The organism is Rhodovulum sp. P5 (assembly GCF_002079305.1).
In the GTDB taxonomy this organism is placed as follows: Bacteria; Pseudomonadota; Alphaproteobacteria; order Rhodobacterales; family Rhodobacteraceae; genus Rhodovulum.
Genome location: NZ_CP015041.1, coordinates 1 through 25,553 on the forward strand (window position 1 = coordinate 1; position 25,553 = coordinate 25,553).

Below are 25,553 nucleotides of genomic sequence, written 5' to 3' on the forward strand. Positions count from 1 at the left end.
CTCGGCGCGTCCAGAAAGCAAGGCAGGAATGATCTGCACGTCCGCGCCGGGCTCGGCCAGCAACAATTCGGCGATTGCAGGCTGGGCCCCGGGGCGCAGGCTCAGAGCGGCCTCGAACCGGCCCGGCGGCCCGCTTCTGCGAAAGGCCAGCGTTTGTGTCCCTTGTCCCTCGACACGAAGGCTGCCTGCCAGGGTTTCGGGCAGCCGGGCCTCCCGATCATCCGCCAGGACCAGGACCGTGACGGTCAGGCGGTCTCCGTCCTGGCGCACCCGGATGTCATAGCGTTCCGGCTGGTTCCATCCCAGCAGAGCGGACAGGATCCTGTCCACGTCGTCAGGGGGCGCATCCGCTGGAAGCGCAGACAGAAAGACCCCGGTCGCGACACCCGGCTGATCCCGATCGCGCCTGAGCGCAAGCACCGGGTCGGGTGGCGGATCGGGATGAAGGCTGACGATGTCGGCATCGACTCGCGGATAGGCGATGGCCACGCCGGGAAGGCGGAGATCCGTCAGGGGGCCCGCGCCGGCCGCGGGGACAGACATGAACGTCTCGGGGCGGAAATATGCCTTGCGCTCTTCCGGCTCGAAGTAATCAAGGCGGATTTCCCCGATGCCACGACCGCTGTGCAGGAGGATCTCCTGCCCCCAGGCCGCGACGCCATCGGGAAAGCGGGCGCCTTCGGTCGATATGGCCGTGGTAAAGCAGCGGGGGCTGGTCGCGGGCGGGCTGAACCCGGCGTCTGAGATGAAGAAGAACGCGCAATAATTCGTTCGCAGGCCTGCTGCCTTTTGCAGCGTGCTGTCCGGCGCCGTGCCGCCCCCTGCGGCCAGTGCATCGACAAAAGCCCGTGCGACGGCAAGTGACTGCGGCGTTGCGTTTCGCCGATCCAGCGCCGGGCCGGGGCTGTCCGAGAAGGGCAGGATGGCGACCGTGTCCTGCGGCCGCAGCCGGTCCAGGATCGCACGGGCGGTTGCCTTGGCAATCCCCAGGGAATTCGCCATGGACCCGGACACATCGATCATGATCACGATGTCCCGTCCCGGCGGTTCGAGGAAGAAGCTGCGCGGATCGCTGTCGACCGGCAGGATCGGCGAAAGCGGCGTCTCGTTCCAGTCTCCGATGACCTGGCGGTCTTCGACGGTGCCGCGAAGACCGCCGTTGATCAGGAACAGGCCCGTTCGGCGGGATGCCTTCAAGAGCATGTCGGAGTAACCCGACGGGAACGCGGCGGGCGCCAGCGAGTCGATGACCACGATATCGAACGCAGCGGGGTCGGGAGGCGATCCCGGACTCGCCCGTTCGACAACCCAGCGAGCGGGGTCCATGCGGTCAAGCACCGGTGCCTCCCCAAAGGCGAGGATGCGGGCCGGACCGCGCACCAGCGTGTAAAGGACGCGCTCTTGCGTGACTCCATCGCTTTGAAACGTCATCCGGACATGCCGCAAGCCTCTCTGGGAAAAGCGCGCCGACAGCCGGACCGGTTGCAGAACAGAGGCGCCCGGCACAACGCGCTCGATCTTTTCGCCAGGCGGGGCTTGTGCCAACAGGGTGCCCCCGCCGAGAACCGTGCCACGCAGGACGGCATCGCTGTTGATGTCCTGTTCCGGCCCAAGGTTCGCGGCGATCAACCCGGCGCCCGGCGACGGCGAACCGACCGCAAGAAACCAGATCGGAACGCCCTGTGCCGCAGCCCGATCCAGCAGTCCGGGCGGCACCGGTTCGTCGAAATGTCCGTCGGAGAGCATCAGGATCATCCCACGCCCACCGGCGCGACCGATGAGTTCCAACGCGGAGTCCAGCCCAAGCTCCGCCCGGCTGTGCGCCCCATGCTCTGCGAAAGAGGCCGCGCGGATCAGGGCGGGCAGGCGCCCGATCGGCTGAGCAAGTCCAAGCGCCGTTACCGTGTCCGCAAAGCCCAGAACCTGCGCCGTCCAGCCTTCGGCCAGCGCCGGATCGGCCCCGATGCTACCGGCCTCGTCCGCAAGGCGGTCCAAGGCCGCGCGGGCGACCGCTTCATCCCGCCAGACGCTTTCCGACCCGTCGATCAGGGCGATCACCAACCCGCCATCGACCGCGCAATTGTCATGGCGCGCTTGCCAGACCGGGTGCGCTGAACCCAAGGCAAGAAGGCCGGCACTGGCGATCATCAGCAGGGACGAGGCGACAAGCGCAGCCTTTCGGCGCCACAAGGCATGGCCGCAAAGGATCAGCGAGATGGCGACCACCCCAAGTGCAAGCCAGGTCCCAAGAGAGGTGACCGGCGGCTTGCAGGCAAGATGGCCGCCAGCGATGGCCAGTCCTTCGATCAGGTGACAGATCACGCCACCGCCCTCCAACCTGCAAGGGCGGCCAGCGCCCAGAGCCTTTCAACCAACATGGCCGCCAGGGCGGCAACGACCAGCCACGGCCAGAGGGGCACCTCCTGCTGTGGCGCGCGCGCCGGGCGGAGCGACAGCGCGGCCCCGGGCTGTGTCAGCGGACGGGCCGTGTCACTTTCCTTCCACGCGGAAGAAACCGGCGTATCGCCGGCCGCGATCCATTCAGGCGACACCGGTTTTTCCCCGCCGCCGGTCAAACTCTGCAATCCGGTAAAGAACAGCGTCAGGGACAAGGCCTCGACCCGCTCCGCTGCCCCAAGTTGTGGCGCCGGCAGGATCAGACCGGGGGGATCGCCGCGGCGCGCGACGATGACCGCCCCGTTTTCGTCCTGGACAACCGGGGAGAAACCGGGCGGCAGGGGGCCGGTCAAGCCCGTGGGCAAATCCTGCTCCAGCGCATCGAAATTCAGTGGCTCGAAGAGATCGGCATCTTCTACGAAGGCCCCCAAACGGGCCTTCGCCGACGCGTTGCGCCAACCATCGTAGACCGCAAGGACAGGACGATCCGACTCTCCGGCGTCGAGACGCTCGAGATCGGTGACGACAAGCGCGCCTGCGCCCGCTGCGCCGGTCCCGGGCGGCGGCGGCAAGGCATCGAGGCGCCAATCGACCGCCACGCGATCCGCTGTCTCAAGCGAGAAGCGAACGCGATCATCCCCGTCATAGGCGCCGCCCCCATCCAGAGAAGCCTGGTAGTCTCCCGCCGACAGGAGGGGCAGCCGTGCAAGAAACCGTCCTGTCCGGTCGATGGATGGTTCCAGGCTCGGGATCATCGTTCCGTCCGGCCCGGCGACGGTCAGAACCGGCGGCGGCATGTCACCAAAGGTTTCGACCGTCAGGGTCAGTTCCGCCGGCTTGCCCCCCAACTGTGACGGGCGATAGGAGACGGCAGCGATCCCGGCGTTTGGACGGGGTTCTCCAACCTGGCGCCAGATCAGGGCCGGAGCCCGGGCAGGTGAATCGATCACGGGTTCGGGCAGATCTGACACGATCAACACATGCGTGATGGCACAATCGACAGGGTCGGCAAAAGCCGTGCGCAGAAGCGTCTGAACGTCCCCCGCCTCGGGTCGCGCGACCAAGTCCCCCAGGTCGGCTGTCGACACCGGAACGGCAATGGCACCGACGGCCTGCATCTCGATGCAAAGGTCGCCGCCATTTGCGGCCTCCTCGGCGGTTGAAACCGCCCGCCGGGCGATGTCGAGCGCCTGGTCCATTCGCGTCCCCGCATCGTCGGCGACGGACATGCTGTGCGACACGTCGATCACGATGCGGAGTCCGATTTGTTCCTGCCCCAATCCACGAGAGATCCTGACATCGAGGGCCATCGCGGCGATACACAGCAGGATCACGAGGAGATGCATCCAGAACGGAACCGACCGAACCGGTGGCACGACCGTGAAGCGCGGCGTCGGACGCGGATTTTCCGGTGGATCGGGCAACACCCTGGCAAACGACAACTGCACGCGTCGAGGCGCCCGGCGCTGCATGTACCAGGCCAGGACCGCCACCCCGGCGAAGGCGCCCAGAAGCAGCCCGATCATCCCAAGCCCCCCCGCGCCGCGATGCCGCGAAACAGGCCGCTGGACAGGAACCTTTCGTGAAACTGCTCGGCCAGCGCATCCCGACCCGGAGTGTCCGGCCAGATGACGGGGGATTCCACCACCAGTCCCGGACCGCGCCAGGATGCGACATTTGTTTCGATCTGATGGTCGATGTTGCGCCGCACCGACGCCTCGAAGGCCGCGTCACGCTCGAACACGGCGTCGGCCAGAACGCGTCCCTCGGTATCGGCGACCTTGAGCCTGTCTGTCCTGCGGAGCAAGGCCAACTCCTGGGCGGCGGAATCCAGCGGCTGGACGAAAAGCTGCCTCCAGCTCTTCTGAGCCTTCCGCAGAAAACCGGCGATCCTGTTGTCCGGATCGGCGAAGAGCAGATCCGACAGCAGAACCACGGCGGAGGACGGACGAAGATGGACTCGCCATCTGCCCGGATCGCAGACGGGCACCGCGTGGAGCGAGGCAGGATTGTCCCGCCAGATCCGTTCTGCGAACTCGCGTGCCGCCGCCTCGCAACCGCGCCCCTCGGCCTTGATGATCGGAGCACCCGGCGAAAACATCCGGATCAGCACGATGGCGTCGCCTGCCTCGGCTGCAACCCGCGCAAGGGCGCGCAGGACCCAAAGCGCGTAAAGCAGCTTTTCGGCGGACCGGGGCAAGCGCATGGCCGCGCGATCATCCACGACGATCATCAGGGACATGCGCTGCTCTGCCTCGAAAACCTTCAGGAACCAGTCCCGATCCGGACCATTGCGGACGGAAGCCCGCCAGTCGACCAGCCTGATGTCGTCGCCGAAGTGATAGGATCGGTAGTCACGGAACTCCATGGATTGGCCCGCCATCCGTCGCAGATGCGCCCCAAGCCCTTGCATCGGCACCGTCTTGCGCAATCGCAATCGGGTACGGGACAGGCGGTCTGGCGAAAGCGGCGGAGTGGTCGCGTCCATGGATCAGATCCGCATCGCTCGTGAAGCCTCGAGGTCCGCCGCAAACCTGGCGTCATAGCCGCCGGGGTCGTCTCCGACCCGTGCCTCCGGCGCTGCGTCCAGCGCAAGGCGGCACACCATGGCGTCGACCCGGTCTGCCTCGCCGATCTCTGCGCCATCATAGACATGAATGATCCGCACGCGGTGCCTCAGGGCGGGTCGCACGACCTGGGCCAGGGCACGGCGCGTATGTGCGCCGCTCTCCAGCGGGGTGGCCGGATCGGTCAGGCTGCAGGCGCTCCAGCACAGCGCCGCTTTCGCAAGCGCCGTCGCCGCACGCGGACCAAGAGGATACTCGATCTGCTCGGCAGTGGCGCGCAAAGCCTCCATGCGCCGGGCCGAAACGCCCCGGACCTGGTCGAAGGCCCTGTTGCTGGCCTGGATGATGTTCACGACATGCGTGCGCACGACTGGCGGGAGCGGGGTGGACAGTGCTCCGCGCCGCGCCCGGTCCAGCCGTTCCAGTGCCGTCTGCCTGTCTGGCCCCTGCAGGCCAGGCTGCGACCGGCGGGCAGACAGCCCCAGTTCCTTCTCCATGATTGCCTCGATGACTTGTGCATCGGGGAGAGACATACGGACCTTGAAAAGGAACCGGTCAAGTTGCGCCTCCGGCAGGCTGAACGTGCCGTCCTGCTCGACCGGGTTCTGGGTCGCCATGACCATGAAAGGCGTCGATACCCCGTCCATGCCCGCTTCGCTGCGGCGCAAGGCCCTGCGCTTGCCCAGAACGGTGACCTGGAATTCTGCCATGGCCTCCAGCATGGCGGACTGTGTCTTGGGCGTGGCGCGGTTGATTTCGTCTGCCAGCAGCAATTCCCGAAAGATCGGTCCCTCGCGAAACTCCAGCCGGTTGCGATCGTCTTCCGCAGGCATGAGCGAGCCGGTGATATCCGCCGGCATGAGATCCGGGGTGAACTGGATGCGGCCGACCTTGTCCTCTCCAAGGCCAAGCGCCTCCGACAGCGCCTTGACCAGCGCTGTCTTGCCCATGCCGGGATTGCCCTCCAGCAGAACGTGCCCTTCAGACAGGAGCGCGACGACCAGAAGACGCACGATGTCATCGAGACCGAACATGCCCCGCCCTGCCACCGTCTGCGGGATCGACCGGAGTTAGGAAATGTCGTCGCTTGTCAGATCTCTGCTCATTCCTGTCTTCCCTGTTCAGTTCAAGATCTCTGCGATCCATGCTGGTACTCTCTGGCGCGCCGGCCTTGGCGGACTCTCCGGCATGAACGACTCGGGCTCGTGGCCGAGCCGATCCTCGATCAGGGCAGGCGCCTGGCCACGTCCGGCAAACGGAGGGCCGCGAAGCCCGATCGCCAAGTCTTCCCCGGTGGATGGGGCCGTCGGCACGAGCATGCGGGCCTCGATATCCGCCTCTGGTCCGGTGCCAGCGACAGGCGTGGTTTGATCGGGAATGACAGGCCCTCCCGGTGCCTGCCGTTCCCCGGACATGGCTCCTGGGGTCGCACTCCCATCGACCGTCTGCGGTTCGGCCACATCCGAGCCCGCCATACCGCTTCCGCGGGTCGTCATTTCTCGCGCTGTTGCCTGATCTTGCGACCCAATGCCAGAGGCAGTTGGCGGCTCGACCGGTGCATCCTGCCCAACCAAAGGCCCGGACCCGCCAGCAGACTCGGGCGCAGCTGAAGACCCCGCAGCGCCGGACTGCCCTGACCCGCCAGCGCCGTCACCCGACGAGCCGGATCCACCGGCATCCGACTGGGACGACCCGGAAGACCCTGCATCGCCGGACTGCCCTGCCCCGCCAGCACCATCGCCCGACAACCCGGACCCACCGGCATCCGACTGGAACGACCCGGAAGACCCTGCATCGCCGGACTGCCCCGCCCCGCCAGCACCATCGCCCGGCGATCCGGACCCACCGGCATCCGACTGGGACGACCCGGAAGACCCTGCATCGCCGGACTGCCCTATACCGCCAGCACCATCACCCAGCGATCCGGACCCGCCAGCGCCGTCACCCGACGACCCGGAGCCACCGGCGTCAGACTGGGACGACCCGGAAGACCCTGCAGCGCCAGACTGCCCTGTACCGCCAGCACCATCGCCCGGCGATCCGGACCCGCCAGCGCCGTCACCCGACGACCCGGAGCCACCGGCGTCAGACTGGGACGACCCGGAAGGTCCTGCAGCGCCAGACTGCCCTGCACCGCGAACACCATCGCCCGGCGATCCGGACCCGCCAGCGTCAGACTGGGACGACCCGTGTTCCATCGAGTCCGAAGGGTTCTCCTGCACGTCGTCATCGCTTGCGGTATCCGAAAGCTCTCGCAGGGTCTCCCACAATTCCAAGGGTGCCGGCAGGGCAGGCAACATGGGTCGCGGCAAGATGACCGCAATGAGCCAGGTCAATATCGCAACGGTCACGGCCACGGGCATTACGGGCCATAGCCCACGCAGCCGAAGACCTGCATATCCACCGAAGTCCCTGACAAGACCTGACAGATCCGGACGTAGCCGTGCGCCGCTGTCGAGCGCGGCCATGATGTCCGCAATAGCGGGGGCAAGCGTTGCGCCACCATGCGCACCCACGAACCGTGCCGCCTCAAGACGAGGAGCAAAGCGCCAGCCGACCGAAAACGCCGCCTCCCGACCGACTGGTTTGAAAGAGCCATCAAACCCTGAAAACGCGGACGCCGGGATGAAGGACAAAAGTACGGCATCCGGCGCGCGAGCGACGGAGAAGGTGAATGGCACGACCACAAAAGCTGGCGTCAAAACCAAGACCAGTATCGGTGCAAGCACTGGCATTCCCGGAAAAGCAAGTGCCGCGAGAGCCGCCAATACGAAGAAACCCGCGACAGAGAAGCTTTGTCCGGATTGGAAGACCAAGCGTTCAGATTCTCCCAGCGCGCGCGATGCCTCGGGAAAGCCAATCGTTTCTTGGGAGTAGGCTCGGTGAGAAAGCGCACGCTTGATGCTGCCCATGCATCCGGTCGCAAATCCCATGAAGCAGAAGACAGCCGAAGAGAGGATGAACCATTCGGGAGCACCCGACGGCATGCCGATCGCCCAAATCGCAACGATGGCCGAAAGTGCCCCGGGAACAACGAACATCAACAGAACGGGATTGGCGACCATAACGGGTTGAAAGCTTCCCCGCTTCGAAAGAAAACGCAAGGGTTTGCAGGAACTCCACCTCAAAGAACTTGCAAAAAGGGCCCCGGCACCAGAAAATTAACGCAGGCTGAACAGAGGGCTCCGCTTGGCGTTAAGATTCCGTCGCACAATCACACTGGCGCCTTGGCTGCGGCTGAACCTGTCACGCGGTGGCGTCAGCACGACAGTCGGCCCGCGCGGAGCGAGCATCAACTTTGGACGACGGGGCCTCTTCTATAACTTGGGGCTGCCTGGGACTGGGCTATCCTACCGAGCACGTCTTTCGAAACCATCGGCATCGAAGAAATCGGGCGTTGCCGTAAATACAACCTTTGAGAACATCAAGAGTGACATTCGAGGATCGTCCGATGATCCAAAAATCGTTCTTGATCATCTTTCAAGGCATGAGCCATTTAGGTTCGGACACCGTTCCAAAACCTGATCATCGCTATTCCCGGCAGGCGGGCACCGCGATCCTTGGACGCTGTAGACTATACCCGACGAGTTGCGCCGCGCAAAGCCGGCAGTAAGAGGCTTGCTTGGTTGTTCGGAAGCGTAGACGGTGACCGTTCGGTCATTGCGGTCTTCGGTCCCTTCCTCCTGACTGACGTCCAAACCCCCAGAATACTCCTGCCATGCCCGGCGGGCAGGATCTCGGTCTCAGGCTTGACAAAAATGTCTGCTTGACAGACCAAGAGATGGCCTTGTTGGCCATCTCTTCGCACTCCCCTCAAGGGGTATGATCACTGAACTCGCCGATAATTCGTGACTGAGTCCTGACCCCTCACGGGGATGATCGCTGACAGGGCGGCAATCCCGGAGCCGATACCACCCTTACGGGGAATGATCGAGAACTGTTGCCCTTGAAAAACAGATAGACCTCGCAGGCCGTCCACAGAAGCGGAATTCGAGACGTCTTTGAAACACTCTTTTTCAACATGTGCGCGACATTATCGAGTCGGTCCTGAACAACCCCCAAGCCTCTGATTTGGCTGGCTGAGAGGGCGTTCGAGCTATTTCTGAACTGCAGGGTTTGCTACGATTCTGGTCAGAACCCTGCAATCCCGGATGCCCCATGAAGCCGAAGTCCCGCGCTCCCGAACAGGACGATCTGCTGCGCCCGCGGCTCACCGCGATGATCGACATGCGCCACGAGCTCGTGCGGCTCGAGGCGCTCATCGACTGGGCATTCTTCGAGCGCGAATGGGCCGGGTTCTTCCCCTCGCACACGGGCCGGCCGGCGACCTCGCCGCGGATTGTGGCCGGGCTGCTGTACCTCCAGCACGCCTACGGGCTGTCGGACGAGGCCGTGGTCGCCCGCTGGGTCGAGAACCCCTACTACCAGCATTTCTGCGGAGAGACGTTCTTTCAGCACCGGCCCCCGATCGACCCGTCCTCGCTCACGCGCTGGCGCGGGCGGATCGGGGAAGAGGGCGTCGAATGGCTGCTGACCAAGACGATCGAGGCGGGGCGCGAGGCTGGCGTGATCCGCGAGCGCTCCGCCGAGGCGGTGATCGTGGACACCACGGTCATGGAGAAGGCCATCGCCCACCCCACCGACGCGCGGCTCTACGAGAAGGCGCGCCTGCGCCTGGTGAAGCTCGCCCGCGAGGCCGAGCTCGCCCTGCGCCAGAGCTACGCCCGCCTCGCGCCGCGGCTGGCGGGCCAGGTCGGGCGCTACGCCCATGCCCGCCAGTTCAAGCGCATGCGCAAGGGGCTGCGGCGGCTGAAGGGGTACACCGGCCGGGTGATGCGCGACCTCCAGCGGCAGCTGGACGCCGTGACGGACACCGCCCTGCGGGAGCGGATCGAAGGCGAGATCGCCCTCGCCGACCGGCTGCTGCGGCAGAAGCCGAAGGACAAGGGCAAGCTCTATGCCCTGCACGAGCCGGAGGTCGACTGCATCTCCAAGGGCAAGGCCCGCGTGCGTTACGAGTTCGGCACCAAGGTCTCGGTCGCCACGACCCATCGCGAGGGCTTCGTCGTCGGCATGCGTGCCATGCCCGGCAACCCCTACGATGGCCACACCCTGCGCGAGGCGCTCGAGCAAGTGGAGATCCTCACCGAGACCCGCCCCCGCCGTGCCTTCGGCGACCGCGGCTATCGCGGCCACGGCGTGGAGACGGCCGACGTCTACATCTCCGGCCAGCGGCGCGGCATGACCCCGGCGCTCAGGCGCGATCTCCGACGGCGCAGCGCCATCGAGCCCGCCATCGGACACATGAAAACCGACGGCCGCTTCGCCCGCTGCCCCCTGAAGGGCTCGCTCGGCAACGCCCTCCACGCCGTGCTCTGCGGCTGCGGCCACAACATCCGCCTGATCCTCGCCCACCTCAGGGCTCTCATGGCCGAAATCCTGCGCGTCATCCTCAACGCCATTGCCGCGCTCATACCGACAGAAGGACCGTCTGAGACCCAGCGCCCGCTACCAGCGTGATGTTCAGGACCGACTAATGAGGGTTGAGGGGGAACGGGTGTCGGTCCGAAATGCCGGTCCCGTGGCCGCGCGCGGCCGATATGACACGGTCGTTGCCCGTCTGACAGGGCCGAAGGGCGGTTCGGCCCCGCCCTCAGCGCCTTGCCTGTTCAAAGGATACCGCGTCGTCCAACCGTTCCAGCAGCGCCCGTTCCAGATCCGGGTCGTAGCGGCGCGTGCGGATGAAGTCCCGCATCTTGCCGAGGTCCTCCATGCCGATCTCTGCCAGCTGTCTCCGGGTTTGGCGGGCCTCGGCGCGATCCTTCGCACGGGTGGCCGCAACGAAGCGCAATAACAGATCGATCGGCGCGCGACTGCGGGTCAGATGAGCCGTTTCGGCCAAGGCTTTCGCGTCGGTTCCAAAGGCAACCGCGTGAAGCGCCGGGACCACGTGGAAGGCGGCGGGTGGATCGACGTCAAGGGCAAGGGCACGCTCGATCAGGGCCAGCCCGATGTCCCACCGCCCCTCGACCGCGGCCATGCGGGCGCCGATCAGGGAAAGCGTGCCGGGGTGCCTTGGATAGAGTTCCAGCAACCGGGCCGCATGGCGGTGAAAGGCGTCGAAATCACGCTCGGGCGCCTCCACGCTCAGCAGCAGCGCGGCGTTCAGGGTCGCCATGTCGATGGGGGCGTATTTCAACGCTTCTTCAACCGCGCTTTCGGCGTCGGCCCACGGGTTGGCACCCGGTCGTGGGTTCATGCCAAAACGGCCCTCGTCAAGGTAGACAAGCCCAAGTGCGGCCCATGCAACCCCGTAATGCGGATAGGTTTCAACCACCTGCGTCAGGCAGGTGCGCAGGGTCCAGTGTGCCGCGTCGTCGGGATGGACGAGATAGGGATAGACGCCAAGCACGCAAAGAAAGGACTCAAGGTTCGTATCCGGGTACGGCGCGTTGATGCTTTTGACGAGGTCGGGCGCAACTCCGGCGGTCGCGGCAAGACGCTGCACGATCCGGCTGGCCACCATCTGTTCGGTTTCCTGAATGGCGGCTATCGTGGTGTCCAGATGCTTGGCATGGGTCCATGTCACCTCGCGCCCCGGCAGGGCGATCAGCTGGCTGTGAATCACAAGCTCATCCCCCTGCCAGATCAGCCGCCCGTTCAGCGCATAGTCGGCCCCGTCCCAGTCGCCCGCTGTGTCGATGACCGAGATCCACGGATAGGCCGACAGATCGGTGACGAATTCCGAAGACAGACCGAAGGCCAGCGTGGCGGCATGGGGGCTGTCGCCCTCCGCTTGCAGGGGTTCCACCGAGAGCCGCAAGACACGGTAAGGCAGGTCCGCAACGGGGCGCGCGGCCTTGAGGAACACCGCATCTTGCAGGTGCCGTTCATAGGCAGAGACGGCCAGAAACACGACGAGCGCCGCCGCCACAAGGCCAAGACCGGCGAACAGAGGGCGTTTCGGGCGCGGCCGTTCCGGCCGCATTGCACAGGCCGGCGCTGTGAAGCGCGGACGATAGGTTCCCTTGGGTATCTCGATCCCCGGCAAGGCAGGGTCCGGTGCCTTGCCGCGATAAAGCTCCAGCGCGCGCCGCAGCCGCCCGACTTCGGTCCTGACGATGCTGTCGGTTGCAGGGTCGAAGTCTTCGCCCCGGTCGAAGACGTCCAACGCGATGGCATAGGCTTTCAGCGACGCACCGTCGCCGGCAAGTTCCCGTTCGACGAGATACTCCAGCAGCCGCCCGCGCCGCTCCCCCTGACCCAGAAGGCCCGAGGCCCGGATCGCGGCAACGGCGGCGCTGACGCCCTCGGGGTCGATCTGCGCGGGACCTTCGGCGGCGGGCCGGATGATCAGGCTACCCTGCATGTCTTTACCAGTCGCCTTTGCGGATGTGACCTGCCTGTGCGGGGCACGTGCTGTCTGTGCCGCGATTTTCATCGGCAGGATGACCCATTCCTTAACGTGGGTGCAAGGCAATGAGTGACATGGACAACACGGGTGATGGCCCGAATGACAACACTGACAAGAAAACCGCACAGACGGCAGAGGTCAGCAAGGAGTGGATTGCGCAGGAACTTTACGATCTGGCCGACCGGGTGATGGAGGCCAGACTCGACCCGGAGAAGGTCGAAGGGTTCAGGGCAGACTGGGCGGCGAAACGCATGGATATTCTGGCGCAGGTCGACCCCGAAGGCATTCTTGAATGGCGCCGCTCGACGACCCATGACTGGATCCTCGAAACGCTGGAATATCTTGTCAAATACTGCGACCGCGAAGGGCTGGACCTGCTGAGCGAGTTCTTCACGGACGCGCGGGTTCTGGTGTTCGCCCTTCTGAAAAACAAGGCATGAGGCAGGGGCCGGATCACGGTCGGTCCGTGACTGGCAAACCCCGGCGGGCATAGCGTCCGGGGCCCCGGTTGCGGCGGTTTGTGGCCGCCGCAACCTTGCCCTCGGTGATCTCGAACCGGACCGGGCGCTGGGTCTTGCTCTGGATGATCGAGGCGCGCTCCTTGACCTGGCCCGCCGCGTAGACATCCGCGACCTTGAGTTTGACTAGGTCGGAGCCGCGGAGCTTGCTGTCGATGGCCAGGTTGAACAAGGCGAGGTCGCGGTGGTTCTTGACGATCTCCAGGCAAAGCAAAACTCGACTGTCAGAGCGCAAGCGAAAACTTGATTGCGTACAGAGCGATCGCTTACGGCAAGGGGTGCAGGCTCCGACGCATCCCGGCGCCGGAGCCCCGACTGTCAGACGCGGCGCTTGCTGCGCGTGATGCCGAAGGCCGAAGCGAGGCCGCCGAGCAGCAGCACAGCGGAGGCCGGCAATGGCACCGGCGCGCTGACCGGGGTCACGGTGATGCCGAAGCCGATGGTGGTGTTGCCCAAGGCGGAATCGTAGATACCGAGGCCAAAGGCATGGCTGCGGTCGGAGGTGATGCTGTAGGTGCCCGCAGCGAGCAGCGGCGGAAGCTGGCCTTCGTCTCCTTCAAGCAAATAGGTCACGTCGCGCACGGCGGTCGTGGCCGAGACGATGTCATCGCGATCCGGTCCGCCGAGGATGCGAATGGTCTGCTCGAGTTCGTAGTAGTTGGCGACCGGCCCGAGAATGTCGCCGTTTCTCGCCGTCTAGGTCAGGTTACCGTCGTCGATATTGAACAGTCGTGACGTGGCAAAGAGCCCACCGCCGCTGCCGAACAGGACCGGGTCAGCATCCTTGCGGGGCGCGTTCCCCAAAGCAAGAAGACCGCTTCAAGACGCGGATGGCGCCCCTAGGCCCGGAGGGCTGGAAAGGGCTGTCAAAGTCGCCGTCATTCCGAGGATCAGCGCGATCAGGAAAGTTTCGACAAGGATCGATCGGCGCAGGCGGTCCCCTGAACCCGGCGAGCCTGAGCTAAGGGCGGGTGTCAACCGAAACTTGTGCACCGCGGCAAGCGACAAGATCCCGGCGAAAAGCCCAAGCTTGATCGCGAAAAACTGTCCATATGGCGTGGCGAGCGCAGACGGGGTCGCGGCACCAAGAAGGGCGAGCGTTCCGGTCCCTGCGGCGACAAGAATGCCCACGATCCAGATCGCCTTGGTCCCGAATTCCTCCGCGAGAGCACCGGCGCGGTCGGACGGTTCGCGCCTGGCCGCAAGAAGGAGGGGGCCAAGAGCGCCGATCCAGAAGGCAAGCCCCAGCAGATGAACTGAGACCAAGACACCGGCGATCGCGCCCGGCGCCCCATATGCGTGGCCGCGCAGGGCGAAGGATACGCAGGCAAGTACGGCACCCACCGAGGCAAGCCGGGGACCGATGCGACCGGGACGCACGATGGCGCAGATCAGCATCAATCCGACGATCCGAACGGCAATACTCGTGCCGAGCGGGCTTTCTGCCACCATGCCCAGAACCATCGGGTCCATGGCACCGTCAAGGGTGCCGCCCATGAGGAAGCCGGCCCGGAGTGGCAGACGCAGGATGCTGAACAAGGCCGCGGCCATCGCGGCGAGTATGGCAGTCCGCACGAGGGCTTGACGACCTCGCGAACTCAGCCTTGCGAGGCCATGCGCGACCAGCACGCTGCCTGCCGCCAGAAGCGTTGCGGCATAGCTGGCGGTTTTCACGAGGATCGACAGCAGGGTCAGGGCGTCGATAGTCCCGAGGGCCGAGAGCATTTCCAGTCAGTCTGCGATCGTGAACGAGAAACTTCCCTTCATCGGGTGGCCGTCTCCGGAAAGCCCGCGCCATTCGACGTCATAGGTCCCTGTGCTCAAGCTGGCTGGCATCGCCTCGAATTCGGTGACGGGTTGCATGCCATCGGTGCGTGTGACGTCGATTTCGCTGCCGTTCCCGTCGGTCAGCCGGAACAGCGTCAACCGCATCGGGCTGTCGAATGTTATCGCGATCACCTCCGGGGCGGCGTTCAGGGACGCGCCATCGGCAGGATACGTGGCCTCTTTCTGCGAATGTGCGAAAACAGGCAAGGCAATGACACTGAAAAGCATCGCGGCCAGCGCGAGACGCGGTGTCGGGGTCATGTGCAGTCCTCCTTGAATTGGGGTGAAACGGACCCGCGGAAGGCGCCATGGCGCGCCGGCCACGGGTCCGCTGTCCTCAGTTCCGCATCATGCCGCCGATGGCGTACATGCCGTCGGCCCCCTTGACGAGCATCAGGGTCACCCGGTCGCCGGCGGCGACGTCGCCCATCATGTCCGCATTCTCAAGCAGCGGCAGATCCATCGTCATGGCGGGCCAGCCGATCTCGGGGATCGGCTCATGGCTGACATTGGCCATGCCACCCCCGATCGAGTTCACCACCGCCTCGGTATGGACGGCGCCCTCCATCTGCTCAGCGGACATCGGCATGTCGGAATGGTCCATGCCGTGGGACATCTGGGCGAAGGTCGCTGTCGCGGAAAGCCCGATGGCCGTAAGGGAGATCAGGAGTAGTGTCATGGTTGGTCCTTTCTGGGTTGCAGTTGTGGGGGATCATTCGGCCGGAAGCGCGCCCGGCACGGGGGGTGAGGCGGTCGCGATCTCGCGGTTGACGCGGTTCAGCGCGAGCCGTTTCCAGATGACGAAGATCGAGGGGATCACGAACAGCGTGAGAAGGGTCGCCGTCACCATGCCCCCGACCATCGGCGCGGCGATCCGCTGCATGATTTCCGAGCCGGTGCCGGTTCCGTACATGATCGGGATAAGCCCCGCGAAGATCGTCGCTACCGTCATCACCTTGGGGCGCACGCGCAGCACCGCGCCATCGAAGACGGCTTCCTCGATATCGGTCTTGGTCAACTTGCGGCGTTCCGACTGCGCGAGTTTGCGCCGTTTCTCCCACGCGATGTTGAGATAGAGCAGCATGACAATCGCGGTTTCGACCGCGACGCCCGCCAGCGCGATAAAGCCCACGAGAACCGCCACCGACAGATCAAACGCGAGATACCAGACGAACCAGACGCCACCCGCCAGCGCCACGGGCAGCGCCGCCAGGATGATCCCGACCTCGATCACGCGATTGAAGGCCATAAACAGCATCAGCGTGATGATCAGCAAGGTGGCGGGTGCGACCACCATCAGCCGGTCCTGCATCCGCTCGATATATTCGTACTGGCCGGACCAGCTCAGCGCGTAGCCGGGCGGCAGCGTGACCGCTTCCGAGACCCGGGCTCGCGCCTCGGCGACATAGCTGCCCAGGTCGCGCCCGGCGATGTCGATGAAGACGAAACCGGTCCGCCGCGCGTTCTCCGACCGGATCATGCCGGGGCCGTCGACGATCCGGATCTCCGCAAGCGAGGCGAGCGGAACATGCGCCCCCGATGGCGTAACCACGGGCAGGTCGCGCAGCCGCTCGGGGCTGTCGCGCCAACCTTGTGGATAGCGCAGGTTGATCGGGAACCGCTCCAGCCCCTCGACGGATTCCGAGACCTGCATGCCGCCGATGGCTGTCTGCACAACGTCCTGCACCTCCCGCACGCTCATCATGTAGCGCGCGGCGGCCTCGCGGTTCACGTCGATCTCGATGAACCGGCCGCCCACGGGCCGCTCTGCATAGGCCGAGGCGGTGCCCTCGATATCGCGTACGGCGCGCTCGACGGCGAGCCCGATTTCTTCGATGACGGTCAGATCGGCCCCCGTGATCTTCACGCCCACCGGGGTCTTGATGCCGGTCGCCAGCATGTCGATCCGGTTCTTGATCGGCTGGATCCAAACATTGGTTACGCCCGGGATCTGCACGACGCGGTCGAGTTCATTGCGGATCCCGTCCATCGTCATACCGGGGCGCCATTCGGCCTCGGGCTTCAACTGGATCGTGGTCTCGATCATCGTCAGGGGCGCGGGATCGGTCGCCGTGTCGGCCCGGCCCAGCTTGCCGTGCACGGTGGCCACCTCGGGGATCGTCGCGATCAGCCGGTCCGACTGTTGCAGCACTTCCCGCGCCTTGCCGATGGACACGCCCGGATAGAGCGACGGCATGTAGAGGAAATCGCCCTCGTTCAGTTCCGGCATGAATTCCGAGCCGATCCGCTGCAGCGGCCACCACATCGACGCGACCAGCGCCGCGGCCAGCAGAGTCGTGGCCCAGGGCCAGGCCACGGCTGCATCAAGGAAGGGGCGATACATCCATATGACGACGCGGTTCAGCGGGTTCTTCCGCTCGGGCAGGATGCGGCCCCGCACGAAATAGCCCATCAGCACCGGCACGAGCGTGATCGACAGGATCGCCGCGGCGGCCATCGCATAGGTCTTGGTAAAGGCCAGCGGCTGGAACAGGCGACCTTCCTGGTTCTCCAGCACGAAGACCGGCAGGAAGCTGACGGTGATGATGGCCAGCGAATAGAACAGCGCGGGTCCGACCTCGCTTGCGCAGTCCTGCACGATGCGCCAGCGGTTTTCGGGCGTCAGCCTTTCCTTTTCCAGCCGGCGATGCATCGCCTCGATCATCACGATGGCGGCGTCCACCATGGCGCCGATTGCGATGGCGATCCCGCCCAGCGACATGATGTTCGCGTTCACGCCTTGGGCCTTCATCAGGATGAAGGCGGCCAGGATGCCCAAAGGCAGCGACAGCAGGATCACCAGCGACGAGCGCAGGTGAAGAAGGAACGCCGCGCAGACCAGCACGACGACAATGAACTCTTCGGTCAGTTTCTTCTTCAGGTTATCGATGGCCCGTTCGATCACGCCCGAGCGGTCATAGGTCGTCACGAGCTCGACTCCGTCGGGCAGATTGGGCCGAAGCTCCTCGATCCGTGCTTCCACGGCCTTGATCGTTGCCAGCGCATTGCCGCCCCAGCGCAGGATCACCACGCCCCCGGCCGCATCGCCCTCGCCGCCGAACTCGCCGACGCCGCGCCGCATTTCAGGGCCCAGCCGGATGTCGGCGACATCGCCCAGCGTCAGCGCCGCGCCGCGGTCGTTGACCATCAGCGGCGCTTTGGCCAGATCCTCGATACTGTCGACATACCCGGCAGAGCGGACCATGAACTCCGCCTCGCCCATCTCGATCACGCTGCCGCCGGTTTCGCGGTTCGCCGCCTGGATCGCGTTCCGCAACTGCGCCAGCGTGATGTCATAGGCGCGCAGCTTGTTGGGATCGACGACCACCTGATACTGCTTGACCATGCCGCCGATGGTGGCGACCTCGGACACGCCCTCGACGGCCTGAAGCTCGTATTTCAGGAACCAGTCCTGCAGGGTCCTGAGCTGCGCCAAATCGTGCTGCCCGGTTCTGTCGATCAGCGCGTATTGATAGATCCAGCCCACGCCCGTGGCATCCGGGCCAAGCTGGGGCAACACGCCGTCGGGCAGGCTGCCGGTGATCTGGCCGAGATATTCCAGCACGCGCGAGCGCGCCCAGTAAAGATCGGTGCCGTCCTCGAACACGACATAGACGAAGCTGTCCCCGAAGAAGGAAAAGCCGCGCACATCCTTCGCCCCGGGCACCGCCAGCATGGCCGTGGCCAACGGGTAGGTGATCTGGTTCTCGACGACCTGCGGCGCCTGTCCCGGATAGGGCGTGCGGATGATGACCTGCACATCCGACAGGTCGGGGATCGCGTCCACCGGGGTTTCCCGGACCGCCCAGATACCGGCAGCCCCCACCATGAAGGCCAGCACGAGGATGACGAACCGGTTCGCGATGGAGGCGCGGATGATGGCCTGGATCATTGCGTGGCCCCCGGGCTTGCGGCGACACCGACGAGCGTCATCGAGAAATCGGGGTTCTGGTGCAGCAGCAGCGTCAGGTCGGTGCCGACGGGCAGGTCAGCCGGGTCCAGCGTTTCCGCCAGCGCGAAATCCATCGTCATGCCGGGCATGCCGATCTCGGTCATCGGCCCATGGGTGACATTGGCCAGGCGCGCCCCGGCATCGATGCTGTTGATCCGCCCCGACACCTCCATGGGCGGTGTGACCGGCTCGGCCGCGGCCAGAACCATGGTCATCCCGTCCGGCCGCGCGAATGTCAGCGTGACTTCGACGCCGATGGGCAGCGACGCGGCTTGGACTGAAGCGTCAAGCGGAAACTCCATGGTCATGCCCGGCATCCCGATCTCGACCATCGGCCCATGTGTCACGGTCGCACTGCCCGCCTCTGCGTCGGCGGCCTCAATGGTGCCCGAGACGATGATCGGCGGGGCGGCCTCCGCGGCTGCGGCGGTGGGCTCCGGCGATGCTGGCGTGCGCCCCTCGGCACGGACGGCGACGATGGTGAACATCCCGGCCTCGTCCCTGGCCAGATCGAACGCCAAGGGCGCGTCCAGCGGAACGGTGGCAAGGTCCACCCCGTCCACGGGTAGGTCCATCTGCATCGCGGGCCAGCCCAGCTCCGGGATCGGATCGTGGCTCAGCGTCAGCTTGCCATCGGCCGTGACGGCAAGCACGGTGCCGGTTCCGGTCGCGGCAATCCCGTCATCAGGCCGCAGGTCGACCAGGCCAAGCAGCCCGTCTGCGCCACGCACGGCCGCAAAGGCGACGGCCTCGCCCGCGCGTAACCGGTCCAGCGCTACGTCGGCCCGCACGGGAAAGTCGGACGTCATTTTCGGCCAATCCAGACTGGCGAGGGCGTCGTGCCGGATCGTCGCGACGCGGGTATCGCGGTCGAGCGCCACCAGAACACCGATGCCCCGCGCCGGTTCCGTATCGGTCGGCGCCATCCGCATGAACCCGGCGTTGAGCGCGCTTTCGCTGTCGATCAGGAACTGGGCCGAGGCGACAACCTCCTCCCCCGGCGCGAGCCCCTGCAATATTTCCGTGCGGCCACCGGTCCCGAAACTGTCGCGCAGGCCGGTCGTGACCAGCCGCGGCCGAAACGTGCCGGCGCCAGTCTTGAGGATCACCCGTTCCGCGGCACCGGTCCGGATGACGGCTTCGGACGGGACGGTGATCGCTTGCCGGCGCAGATCCGGCAGCAGGCTCACCGTACCGAACATGCCGGGACGCAGCAGGCCCTCGGCATTGTCGAAACGCAGCCGAACGGGCAGCGTCCGCGTCTCGGGATCAAGTTCGGGATAGATGTAGTCGACCTCGCCTTCGAACGTGCGCCCCGGAAGGTGCTCGAACCGGGCGACCGCGCGCATCTGCCCGGACAGTCGCCCGATGTCGCGCTCGAAGACGTCCGCGATCAGCCAGACGCTGCTCAGGTCAGCGACGGAGAAGGCCAGCGTACCGGGCTGCAAATACATGCCATCCGCCGCGTTCAGCGCGACAACGACACCCCCCTGGGGGGCTTCGATCCGGATGTTCCGGGCGAGTGTGCCGTTGGCCTCGATCTCCGCGATCTGGCGGTCGGACATGCCGTGGCTGCGCAGCTTGTTACGCGCCGCATCGAGGATAACCGGATCACCGTCTTCAACGGATCGCACGAGGTCTCCGGTTGCCGCGGCGACGAGGGGCGAAAAGAGGTCGAAAAGGACCTGACCTTTCTCGACGCGGTCGCCAAGTGCGCGGACCTCCAGCCGTTCGATCCAACCCTCGACCCGCGTATGCACATGGCTGGTCGCGTACTCGTCGTAGCCGACGAAGCCCACGGTCTCGATCCGCGGCTCGATCTCGGTCATTCGGGCAATCGCCGTACGCACGCCGATGGCGTTGATTTCCGCGGCGGACAAAGTGACTTCGGCCGGATCGCCCGCGGGCTCCTGCCCGGCATAGACCGGGATCAGGTCCATCCCCATCGGCGATTTTCCCGGCCCGTCCCGCCGGAAATTCGGATCCATCGGCGCGACCCAGTAGAGGATCTCTGCCCCTTCAGCCTCCCCCGGACCGCCGGGGTTCAGGTAAAGCCGTTCAATCCATATTCCACCGGCAATGCCGGCTGCACATGCAATAATGGTGAGCGCTGCATATCGTCCGCGCATCGAAACCTCCTGTCAGACCGGCAAGAAGAGACCGGTCGCCAATACCCCGAACCGACCGGGCCATCAGGTCCAGCCGGGAAGCGGAATGTCAGGAGAGCCGGGGAGGTCGTTCGGGAAGGCCCGCTGTATAAATGTCCGGGCATCGGTCTTCGGAGGTGTCCGGGTCAGTTGGCCTTGGAAGCACGACGAACTGTGGCCAGCCGGTTTGCGGGAAATACCCCACACAGCACGCCATCATGCCACAACTCTTGACCGTCCCTGCGCCGTGAACGCAGCCGCCCACCATGTCGACTGCGGCGTCGTGAACTGTCCTGGCATGACCGATGTGGCCACTCATTGGCACTACGGTTTCATCCATCTGCATGACATGGGAGCCAGCGCCGGAAGACGAGCTACCCGCCCCGAAAGCAAGGCATACACACGCAGCGATCACCAACAGGCGTTGCGTCAGATATGGCAGGGAGCGCCCAAGCATGGGTCAAGTTTTGCCTTTGCCCGATCCCGCGGCAACCAACATTTTTGCGAGCATGTACCGACCTCGTCCTTCAACCTGCGGCTAGGCACCCAGTTTGCACTGATCGGTTCCTGCGCTTCGAAGACATCGGTGTGTGCGCAGCAAAAAGGCATTGAGGATTGAGCGCAGCTGTGTTGAGCGTCAGCTCTTGAGCAATGGCCGATGAAAATTCGCACCTGCAGCAGAGCGGGAGCTGCGTCCGGCACATATGTCTCAAATGGGCTGGCCAACGACATCTGATGGTTTGTGTCAGGTATTCGCAATACCCGCGATGCGCGGTGCGCCGGATGCCCGGCTTCGCAGGCGCAGCGAATGGCTGAAATGACGGGCCGCGCCGCGGCAGCGGCCTGAAGAGTTGAAAGGCAGCTGTGGGCCGGCTATGCAAGCAGCGTCGCGTCTTGGGAACTTTGGAAAATCCATCACTGAACAGACATCGGTTGCAGCATTTCGTCGGTGTCAAGGTTGAGCGCGCTGCGCCAGAGTGGAGACTTGAACACATGGCATACATGCTTGCCGGCGCTTTCCTCGCGGGTCTCAATCAGCAATCCCGCCCATTCGAGCGGCTGCAACACGCAAGATGAGAACGCGGCCATCTCTCGCCACCCCGCGGTGTGCCAATCCTGTGTCTCACCGTAGAACGTTTCGAACAAGGCAGCCTCGGTCGTGCCATGGTCGGCCTCTACGTTGATCACGTTCATCCAGACATCCCACTTTCCGAAGGGACGGTTGTCGAAGCGCGCATAGGAAGCGTGATCGATCTGGAACAAAAAATAGGGGATCAGTTCGGCAAACAATTGGCCAGGGGCTTGCGCCAGCTCTGCGCCACGCTTGGTCAGTTGAAACGCGCCCTTTCGGTGACGCCCAAGGCGCAGCGATATTAGCAGGAAATGCAGAACCTCGAGCGGGGGAAACTCATACTCGTTGATCAACTTGTTGTAGCGGAACATCTCCTCAGCGCTTTTCCCCGGCCAGTCGAAGTGCTCAACGGCCCAATGGACGAAAACGCGCTTGAAGGCCTTGGTTTTGGTTAGACCGATTGATCCGTGCTCCTGAGCATATTGCAGGGTCAGGAGAGCGCCCCGAAGCAGCGGAGAATGCGCGAGGTCGGGATGGTCATCGGCGAGAGCGCGGAATTCGATCATGTCAGGATGCTGCCACAGACCGTGGCGAGGTTCCATGATGTCCGCGTTGTCAGCCTTCATCCGATCCGGCATCGTGCAAATGCCGCGAAAATCCGGACTCGCGGGCCGCACTGCGGCGATGCAGGACAAGGGTCAATGGCCGGAATGGGCCGAACTACTCCGTCAGATCGTCCAGCGTGACGTCGAGGGCGCCCGCGAGGGCACGCAAGCTGGCGACCGAACCCTGTTTCCGGCCCGTTTCGATCTCGGCCACGGTGACGCGATTGACCCCTGCTTTCTCGGCTAGCATGGCTTGGGTCAGGCCACGCAGATCCCGGTAAACGCGGAGAGGATTTTCACCGTCCAGCAGCCGGTTCGCGTAGTCAGCGGGAATCAGTTCATCCGCCCCTTCGGCCAAGGCCCCCTTTGCCCGACCGTAGTTCTGGAGATCGGCGAGGTCCTCGGCCGCGGCCCGCAGGCGGTCATATTCCTCGCGCGGGATCGTCACCATCTCGTTCATGTCAGTCCCTTTCAGTCATAAACGCCACCACGTGGGCCAATATCGAGAACCGCCAAGACATTGCCCTGGTCATCCATGATCACGCGCCAGTCCCCGACCCGCAGCCGGATCCCCTCTCGCCCCTTGAGGGACCTCACGTTGTTGCTCTGTGAGGCCGGGTCCCTCGCATAGGCCTCGATCTTGGATCGGATCAGCGTGGCCGTGTTGGCGGGCATCCGGCGCAAAGCCCGGATCGCGGCCTTCGTGTAGCTGATCTGCTTCATGTTGTAGCTATAGGCTACATGTGGCGCTGCGTCAAGCGTAATGTCGCCCTGGGCGACAAGCGCGGCTAGCTTGCGCCGGCCGCGTTTGCCTCAGAGGTCGATCCCCTCCGAGAGCGACAAAGCACTTCGATGTCGACGCCGAGGTAGCGCACGGTGCTGTCCATCTTCGTATGGCCCAGCAGAAGTTGGACCGCGCGCAGGTTGGTGGCTTCGTTCCGCCCTGCTGGGCTCTGTTGCACAAAGCCGCTGACGACGGAGCTACCCCTTTCCCCGGACACAGTGAGGATGTGAATGCCACCGGTCCGAATGTACATCCGAACCCCACGGCCTCGGTCACGGGTATGCCGAGCGAGGTGAAGCCGTTCATGACGGCGACACGGGTCTGAAGCTCGGCGACTTGGCGGTCGGGCTCCCGCGCCATCAGGCGTTGGCCCAACAGCTTCATGCAGTGCATCTTGGTTTCGGCCCGACTTCGGCGATGGTAGCCGCTCCACTTCCGCCAGATTTTCCGGCCCAGGCGTTTCGATGCGCGCAGCGCCTCGTTGCGGGCAATAGCACCCGCGCTGTCGGGCTTCCAGAACTTGGCATTCTTGCGGGGCGGGATGACGGCATAGGCCCCGCGGTCGGCGATGGCGTCGTGACACTTGCGCGTATCGTAGGCGCCGTCTGCAGTGACGCTGCCGATCTCCCGATCGGGCGGGATCTGGTCGAGCAATTCAGGCAATGAGGAGGATCAGGAAACGATCCGGGGGATCGTTTCCCCGACGAATGGGGGCGTCGCCGATATCGCTGCTGGTGAACTCCACCGCCCGGATTTCCAGTGTTTTTTCATCGATCCCGAGGTGAACCTTGCGCCAGATGCGGCGTTTGGCGCCGCCATGCTTGCGCGCATTCCACTCGCCTTCACCCTCGACCTTGATGCCGGTGCTGTCGATCAGCAGGTGCAGCGGTCCCTCCGACCCCCGATACGGAATGTTCACGTTCAGGGTCTTCTGGCGGCGTGACAGCGTACTGAAACCCGGGACCGACCAGTCCAACCCGCTCAACTGCAGAAGGCTTTCGACAACGCCCGTCGTCTGCCGGAGCGCCATGCCAAACAACACTTTCATCGTCAGGCAGGTCTGGATGGCGGCGTCACTGTAAGTGGGCTGTCGGCCCCGCTTGCCGGTCGGCCTAGCCTCCCACGTCATCGCTGGGTCGAACCAGATCGTCAGCGAGCCCCGGCGCTTGAGCGCTTCGTTATAGGCCCGCCAGTTCTTGATCTTGTAGGTCGGGGTAGATGGTCTGCTCATGCGCCCCAGCTATCACGCTGGATTCACGAGGTGAATCCCTCACGGGCTTTGTGCAACAGAGCCGGTCAGAACCCAAAACCCCGGTGTTGAAGGTCCGCTTTCACGGGGCAACCTAAGTCGCGCTGCAACGCGGCGAATTCACACTTCCCGCCCTTTTACCTTTCTTCAAAAGGGTTGATCAGCTTCAGCCCACCGATCTCGCGGCCAGCCTGCATATCTTCGGTATAGAGCGAACGAGCGCCGGAGCTCAAAGCGGCCGAAACGATGAGGCAGTCGAAGGTCGCGTAGCCCGTCTGCCGCGCCACCTGCAACGCACCGTCGAAAATCTCCTCCGTCATGGGGACAACGTCGAGGAGATCGCGAAGCGTGCCGGTCAGCGCCGCGATTTCGTCGATTTCGAGGCCCGCCTTGCGACGGGCAACATTTGTGAGCTCACCAAGGACCTGAACGCTGATCGTGCCGCCCCGGGCGACAAGTGTACGGGCGATCTCGGCCTTCCTCCGATCCGGCGACAACAGGTAGAGCAGGACATTCGTGTCGAAGAACCTGTCAGTCACGCGCGTTGGCGTCTTCGCGATCGAACCGGAAATCTGCCGGCAGACGACCGGCGAAGGCCTTGAGGCGGTTCACCAGGTCTTCGCGGCCGGCTTTTCGCGCGATGCCAAAGGTTCGGGCGTCAGCAAGCTGAATCTCGATATCGTCGCCTTCCTTGAGGTCGAGCGCCTTGACCAGATCGGCGGGCAACCGCACGGCGAGCGAGTTCCCCCATTTGGAAACCTGCATGGAAACCTCCTTGGATAAACGCGCTGATACATGTATATCGTGTCGGCTTGCAAGGGCGTCAACTGGCTTCTGCGGCGCCGAAGTCGAGAATGCGGTCGCAATCGTAACGCATCGATGCGGACAGCCAGATCGTCAGGCCGCGCGCGACCGTCACGCGCGCCTTGATCTCGGCATCGCCACCATCCTGCATCCGCGAATGCACAAGCTCGACGTATTCAGGGGGTCCGTTCCGGTAGGGGGCCAGATCGTATCATAA

22 protein-coding genes and 2 pseudogenes are annotated in these 25,553 nt (G+C 64.7%); 5 read left to right on the forward strand and 19 right to left on the reverse strand.

Features of this window, described 5'->3' with window-relative positions:
- Positions 1–2,318: 2,318 nt before the first annotated feature.
- The 4 genes from RGUI_RS20260 to RGUI_RS20280 form a co-directional block, all read right to left on the reverse strand.
- Positions 2,319–3,923, reverse strand: a complete 1,605-nt coding sequence (locus tag RGUI_RS20260) for a hypothetical protein (RefSeq protein WP_081536287.1) — start codon at positions 3,921–3,923, stop codon at positions 2,319–2,321.
- Positions 3,920–4,885, reverse strand: a complete 966-nt coding sequence (locus RGUI_RS20265) for a DUF58 domain-containing protein (protein WP_081536288.1) — start codon at positions 4,883–4,885, stop codon at positions 3,920–3,922. The genes RGUI_RS20260 and RGUI_RS20265 overlap by 4 nt, the downstream gene beginning before the upstream one ends.
- Before the next feature lie 3 nt (positions 4,886–4,888).
- Positions 4,889–5,998 (reverse strand): MoxR family ATPase, encoded by a 1,110-nt coding sequence (locus RGUI_RS20270; protein ID WP_081536289.1) that lies wholly within the window; start codon positions 5,996–5,998, stop codon positions 4,889–4,891.
- 860 nt (positions 5,999–6,858) lie between these two features.
- Complete coding sequence (locus tag RGUI_RS20280) at positions 6,859–7,044, reverse strand: hypothetical protein (RefSeq protein ID WP_156883118.1); 186 nt, start codon at positions 7,042–7,044, stop codon at positions 6,859–6,861.
- A 545-nt stretch (positions 7,045–7,589) separates the two neighbouring features.
- Between RGUI_RS20280 and RGUI_RS21610 the strand changes: the two genes are divergently transcribed.
- The 3 genes from RGUI_RS21610 to RGUI_RS20290 all read left to right on the forward strand — a co-directional run bounded on the left by RGUI_RS21610 (position 7,590) and on the right by RGUI_RS20290 (position 10,484).
- Positions 7,590–7,841, forward strand: a complete 252-nt coding sequence (locus tag RGUI_RS21610; RefSeq protein WP_156883119.1) for a hypothetical protein — start codon at positions 7,590–7,592, stop codon at positions 7,839–7,841.
- A gap of 312 nt (positions 7,842–8,153) precedes the next feature.
- The gene (locus RGUI_RS20285; protein WP_081536292.1) at positions 8,154–8,489 is read left to right on the forward strand and encodes a DUF4236 domain-containing protein; all 336 of its coding nucleotides are present in this window, start codon (positions 8,154–8,156) and stop codon (positions 8,487–8,489) included.
- Positions 8,490–9,122: 633 nt separating this feature from the next.
- A complete protein-coding gene (locus RGUI_RS20290) occupies positions 9,123–10,484 on the forward strand; it encodes an IS5 family transposase (protein ID WP_081536293.1) in 1,362 nt (453 codons plus the stop codon).
- A gap of 133 nt (positions 10,485–10,617) precedes the next feature.
- On the opposite strand, the gene RGUI_RS20295 is transcribed toward RGUI_RS20290, so the two are convergent.
- Positions 10,618–12,333 (reverse strand): hypothetical protein, encoded by a 1,716-nt coding sequence (locus RGUI_RS20295; protein ID WP_081536294.1) that lies wholly within the window; start codon positions 12,331–12,333, stop codon positions 10,618–10,620.
- 110 nt (positions 12,334–12,443) lie between these two features.
- On the opposite strand from RGUI_RS20295, the gene RGUI_RS20300 reads away from it, so the two are divergent.
- A complete protein-coding gene (locus RGUI_RS20300) occupies positions 12,444–12,818 on the forward strand; it encodes a hypothetical protein (protein ID WP_081536295.1) in 375 nt (124 codons plus the stop codon).
- 85 nt (positions 12,819–12,903) lie between these two features.
- On the opposite strand, the pseudogene RGUI_RS20305 reads toward RGUI_RS20300, so the two are convergent.
- The 7 genes and pseudogenes from RGUI_RS20305 to RGUI_RS20335 all read right to left on the reverse strand — a co-directional run.
- Positions 12,904–13,131, reverse strand: a pseudogene (locus RGUI_RS20305) (hypothetical protein); the annotation flags it as partial.
- An 83-nt stretch (positions 13,132–13,214) separates the two neighbouring features.
- Positions 13,215–13,469 carry a VPLPA-CTERM sorting domain-containing protein gene (locus RGUI_RS20310; protein ID WP_172841228.1) on the reverse strand — a complete coding sequence of 85 codons (255 nt, stop codon included), beginning with the start codon at positions 13,467–13,469 and terminating at the stop codon, positions 13,215–13,217.
- Positions 13,470–13,715: 246 nt separating this feature from the next.
- Complete coding sequence (locus tag RGUI_RS20315) at positions 13,716–14,621, reverse strand: CopD family protein (RefSeq protein WP_081536297.1); 906 nt, start codon at positions 14,619–14,621, stop codon at positions 13,716–13,718.
- Between the two features lie 6 nt (positions 14,622–14,627).
- Positions 14,628–14,984 carry a copper resistance protein CopC gene (locus tag RGUI_RS20320; RefSeq protein WP_081536298.1) on the reverse strand — a complete coding sequence of 119 codons (357 nt, stop codon included), beginning with the start codon at positions 14,982–14,984 and terminating at the stop codon, positions 14,628–14,630.
- A 76-nt stretch (positions 14,985–15,060) separates the two neighbouring features.
- Positions 15,061–15,402 (reverse strand): copper-binding protein, encoded by a 342-nt coding sequence (locus tag RGUI_RS20325; protein ID WP_081536299.1) that lies wholly within the window; start codon positions 15,400–15,402, stop codon positions 15,061–15,063.
- Between the two features lie 33 nt (positions 15,403–15,435).
- Positions 15,436–18,615, reverse strand: coding sequence for an efflux RND transporter permease subunit (locus tag RGUI_RS20330; RefSeq protein WP_081536300.1), 3,180 nt, complete (start codon positions 18,613–18,615; stop codon positions 15,436–15,438).
- A complete protein-coding gene (locus RGUI_RS20335; RefSeq protein ID WP_081536301.1) occupies positions 18,612–20,804 on the reverse strand; it encodes an efflux RND transporter periplasmic adaptor subunit in 2,193 nt (730 codons plus the stop codon). Before RGUI_RS20335 ends, RGUI_RS20330 begins: the two co-directional genes overlap by 4 nt.
- A gap of 316 nt (positions 20,805–21,120) precedes the next feature.
- Here RGUI_RS20335 and RGUI_RS21615 point away from each other — a divergent pair, with 316 nt between their 5' ends.
- Positions 21,121–21,441, forward strand: coding sequence for a hypothetical protein (locus RGUI_RS21615; RefSeq protein ID WP_156883121.1), 321 nt, complete (start codon positions 21,121–21,123; stop codon positions 21,439–21,441).
- 296 nt (positions 21,442–21,737) lie between these two features.
- On the opposite strand, the gene RGUI_RS20340 is transcribed toward RGUI_RS21615, so the two are convergent.
- The 7 genes and pseudogenes from RGUI_RS20340 to RGUI_RS22420 all read right to left on the reverse strand — a co-directional run bounded on the left by RGUI_RS20340 (position 21,738) and on the right by RGUI_RS22420 (position 25,487).
- Entirely contained in the window at positions 21,738–22,496 is a 759-nt protein-coding gene (locus RGUI_RS20340; protein WP_081536341.1) for a hypothetical protein, read from the reverse strand.
- Positions 22,497–22,614: 118 nt separating this feature from the next.
- Complete coding sequence (locus RGUI_RS20345; protein ID WP_081536302.1) at positions 22,615–22,959, reverse strand: helix-turn-helix transcriptional regulator; 345 nt, start codon at positions 22,957–22,959, stop codon at positions 22,615–22,617.
- Positions 22,960–22,970: 11 nt separating this feature from the next.
- Entirely contained in the window at positions 22,971–23,222 is a 252-nt protein-coding gene (locus RGUI_RS20350) for a type II toxin-antitoxin system RelE/ParE family toxin (protein ID WP_081536303.1), read from the reverse strand.
- Positions 23,223–23,541: 319 nt separating this feature from the next.
- Positions 23,542–24,514, reverse strand: a pseudogene (locus RGUI_RS20355) (IS5 family transposase); the annotation flags it as partial.
- Between the two features lie 155 nt (positions 24,515–24,669).
- Entirely contained in the window at positions 24,670–25,071 is a 402-nt protein-coding gene (locus tag RGUI_RS20360) for a PIN domain-containing protein (RefSeq protein WP_172841229.1), read from the reverse strand.
- Positions 25,064–25,297, reverse strand: coding sequence for an AbrB/MazE/SpoVT family DNA-binding domain-containing protein (locus RGUI_RS20365; RefSeq protein WP_081536305.1), 234 nt, complete (start codon positions 25,295–25,297; stop codon positions 25,064–25,066). The genes RGUI_RS20360 and RGUI_RS20365 overlap by 8 nt, the downstream gene beginning before the upstream one ends.
- 58 nt (positions 25,298–25,355) lie before the next feature.
- The gene (locus RGUI_RS22420; RefSeq protein WP_256387894.1) at positions 25,356–25,487 is read right to left on the reverse strand and encodes a hypothetical protein; all 132 of its coding nucleotides are present in this window, start codon (positions 25,485–25,487) and stop codon (positions 25,356–25,358) included.
- Positions 25,488–25,553 lie beyond the last annotated feature (66 nt).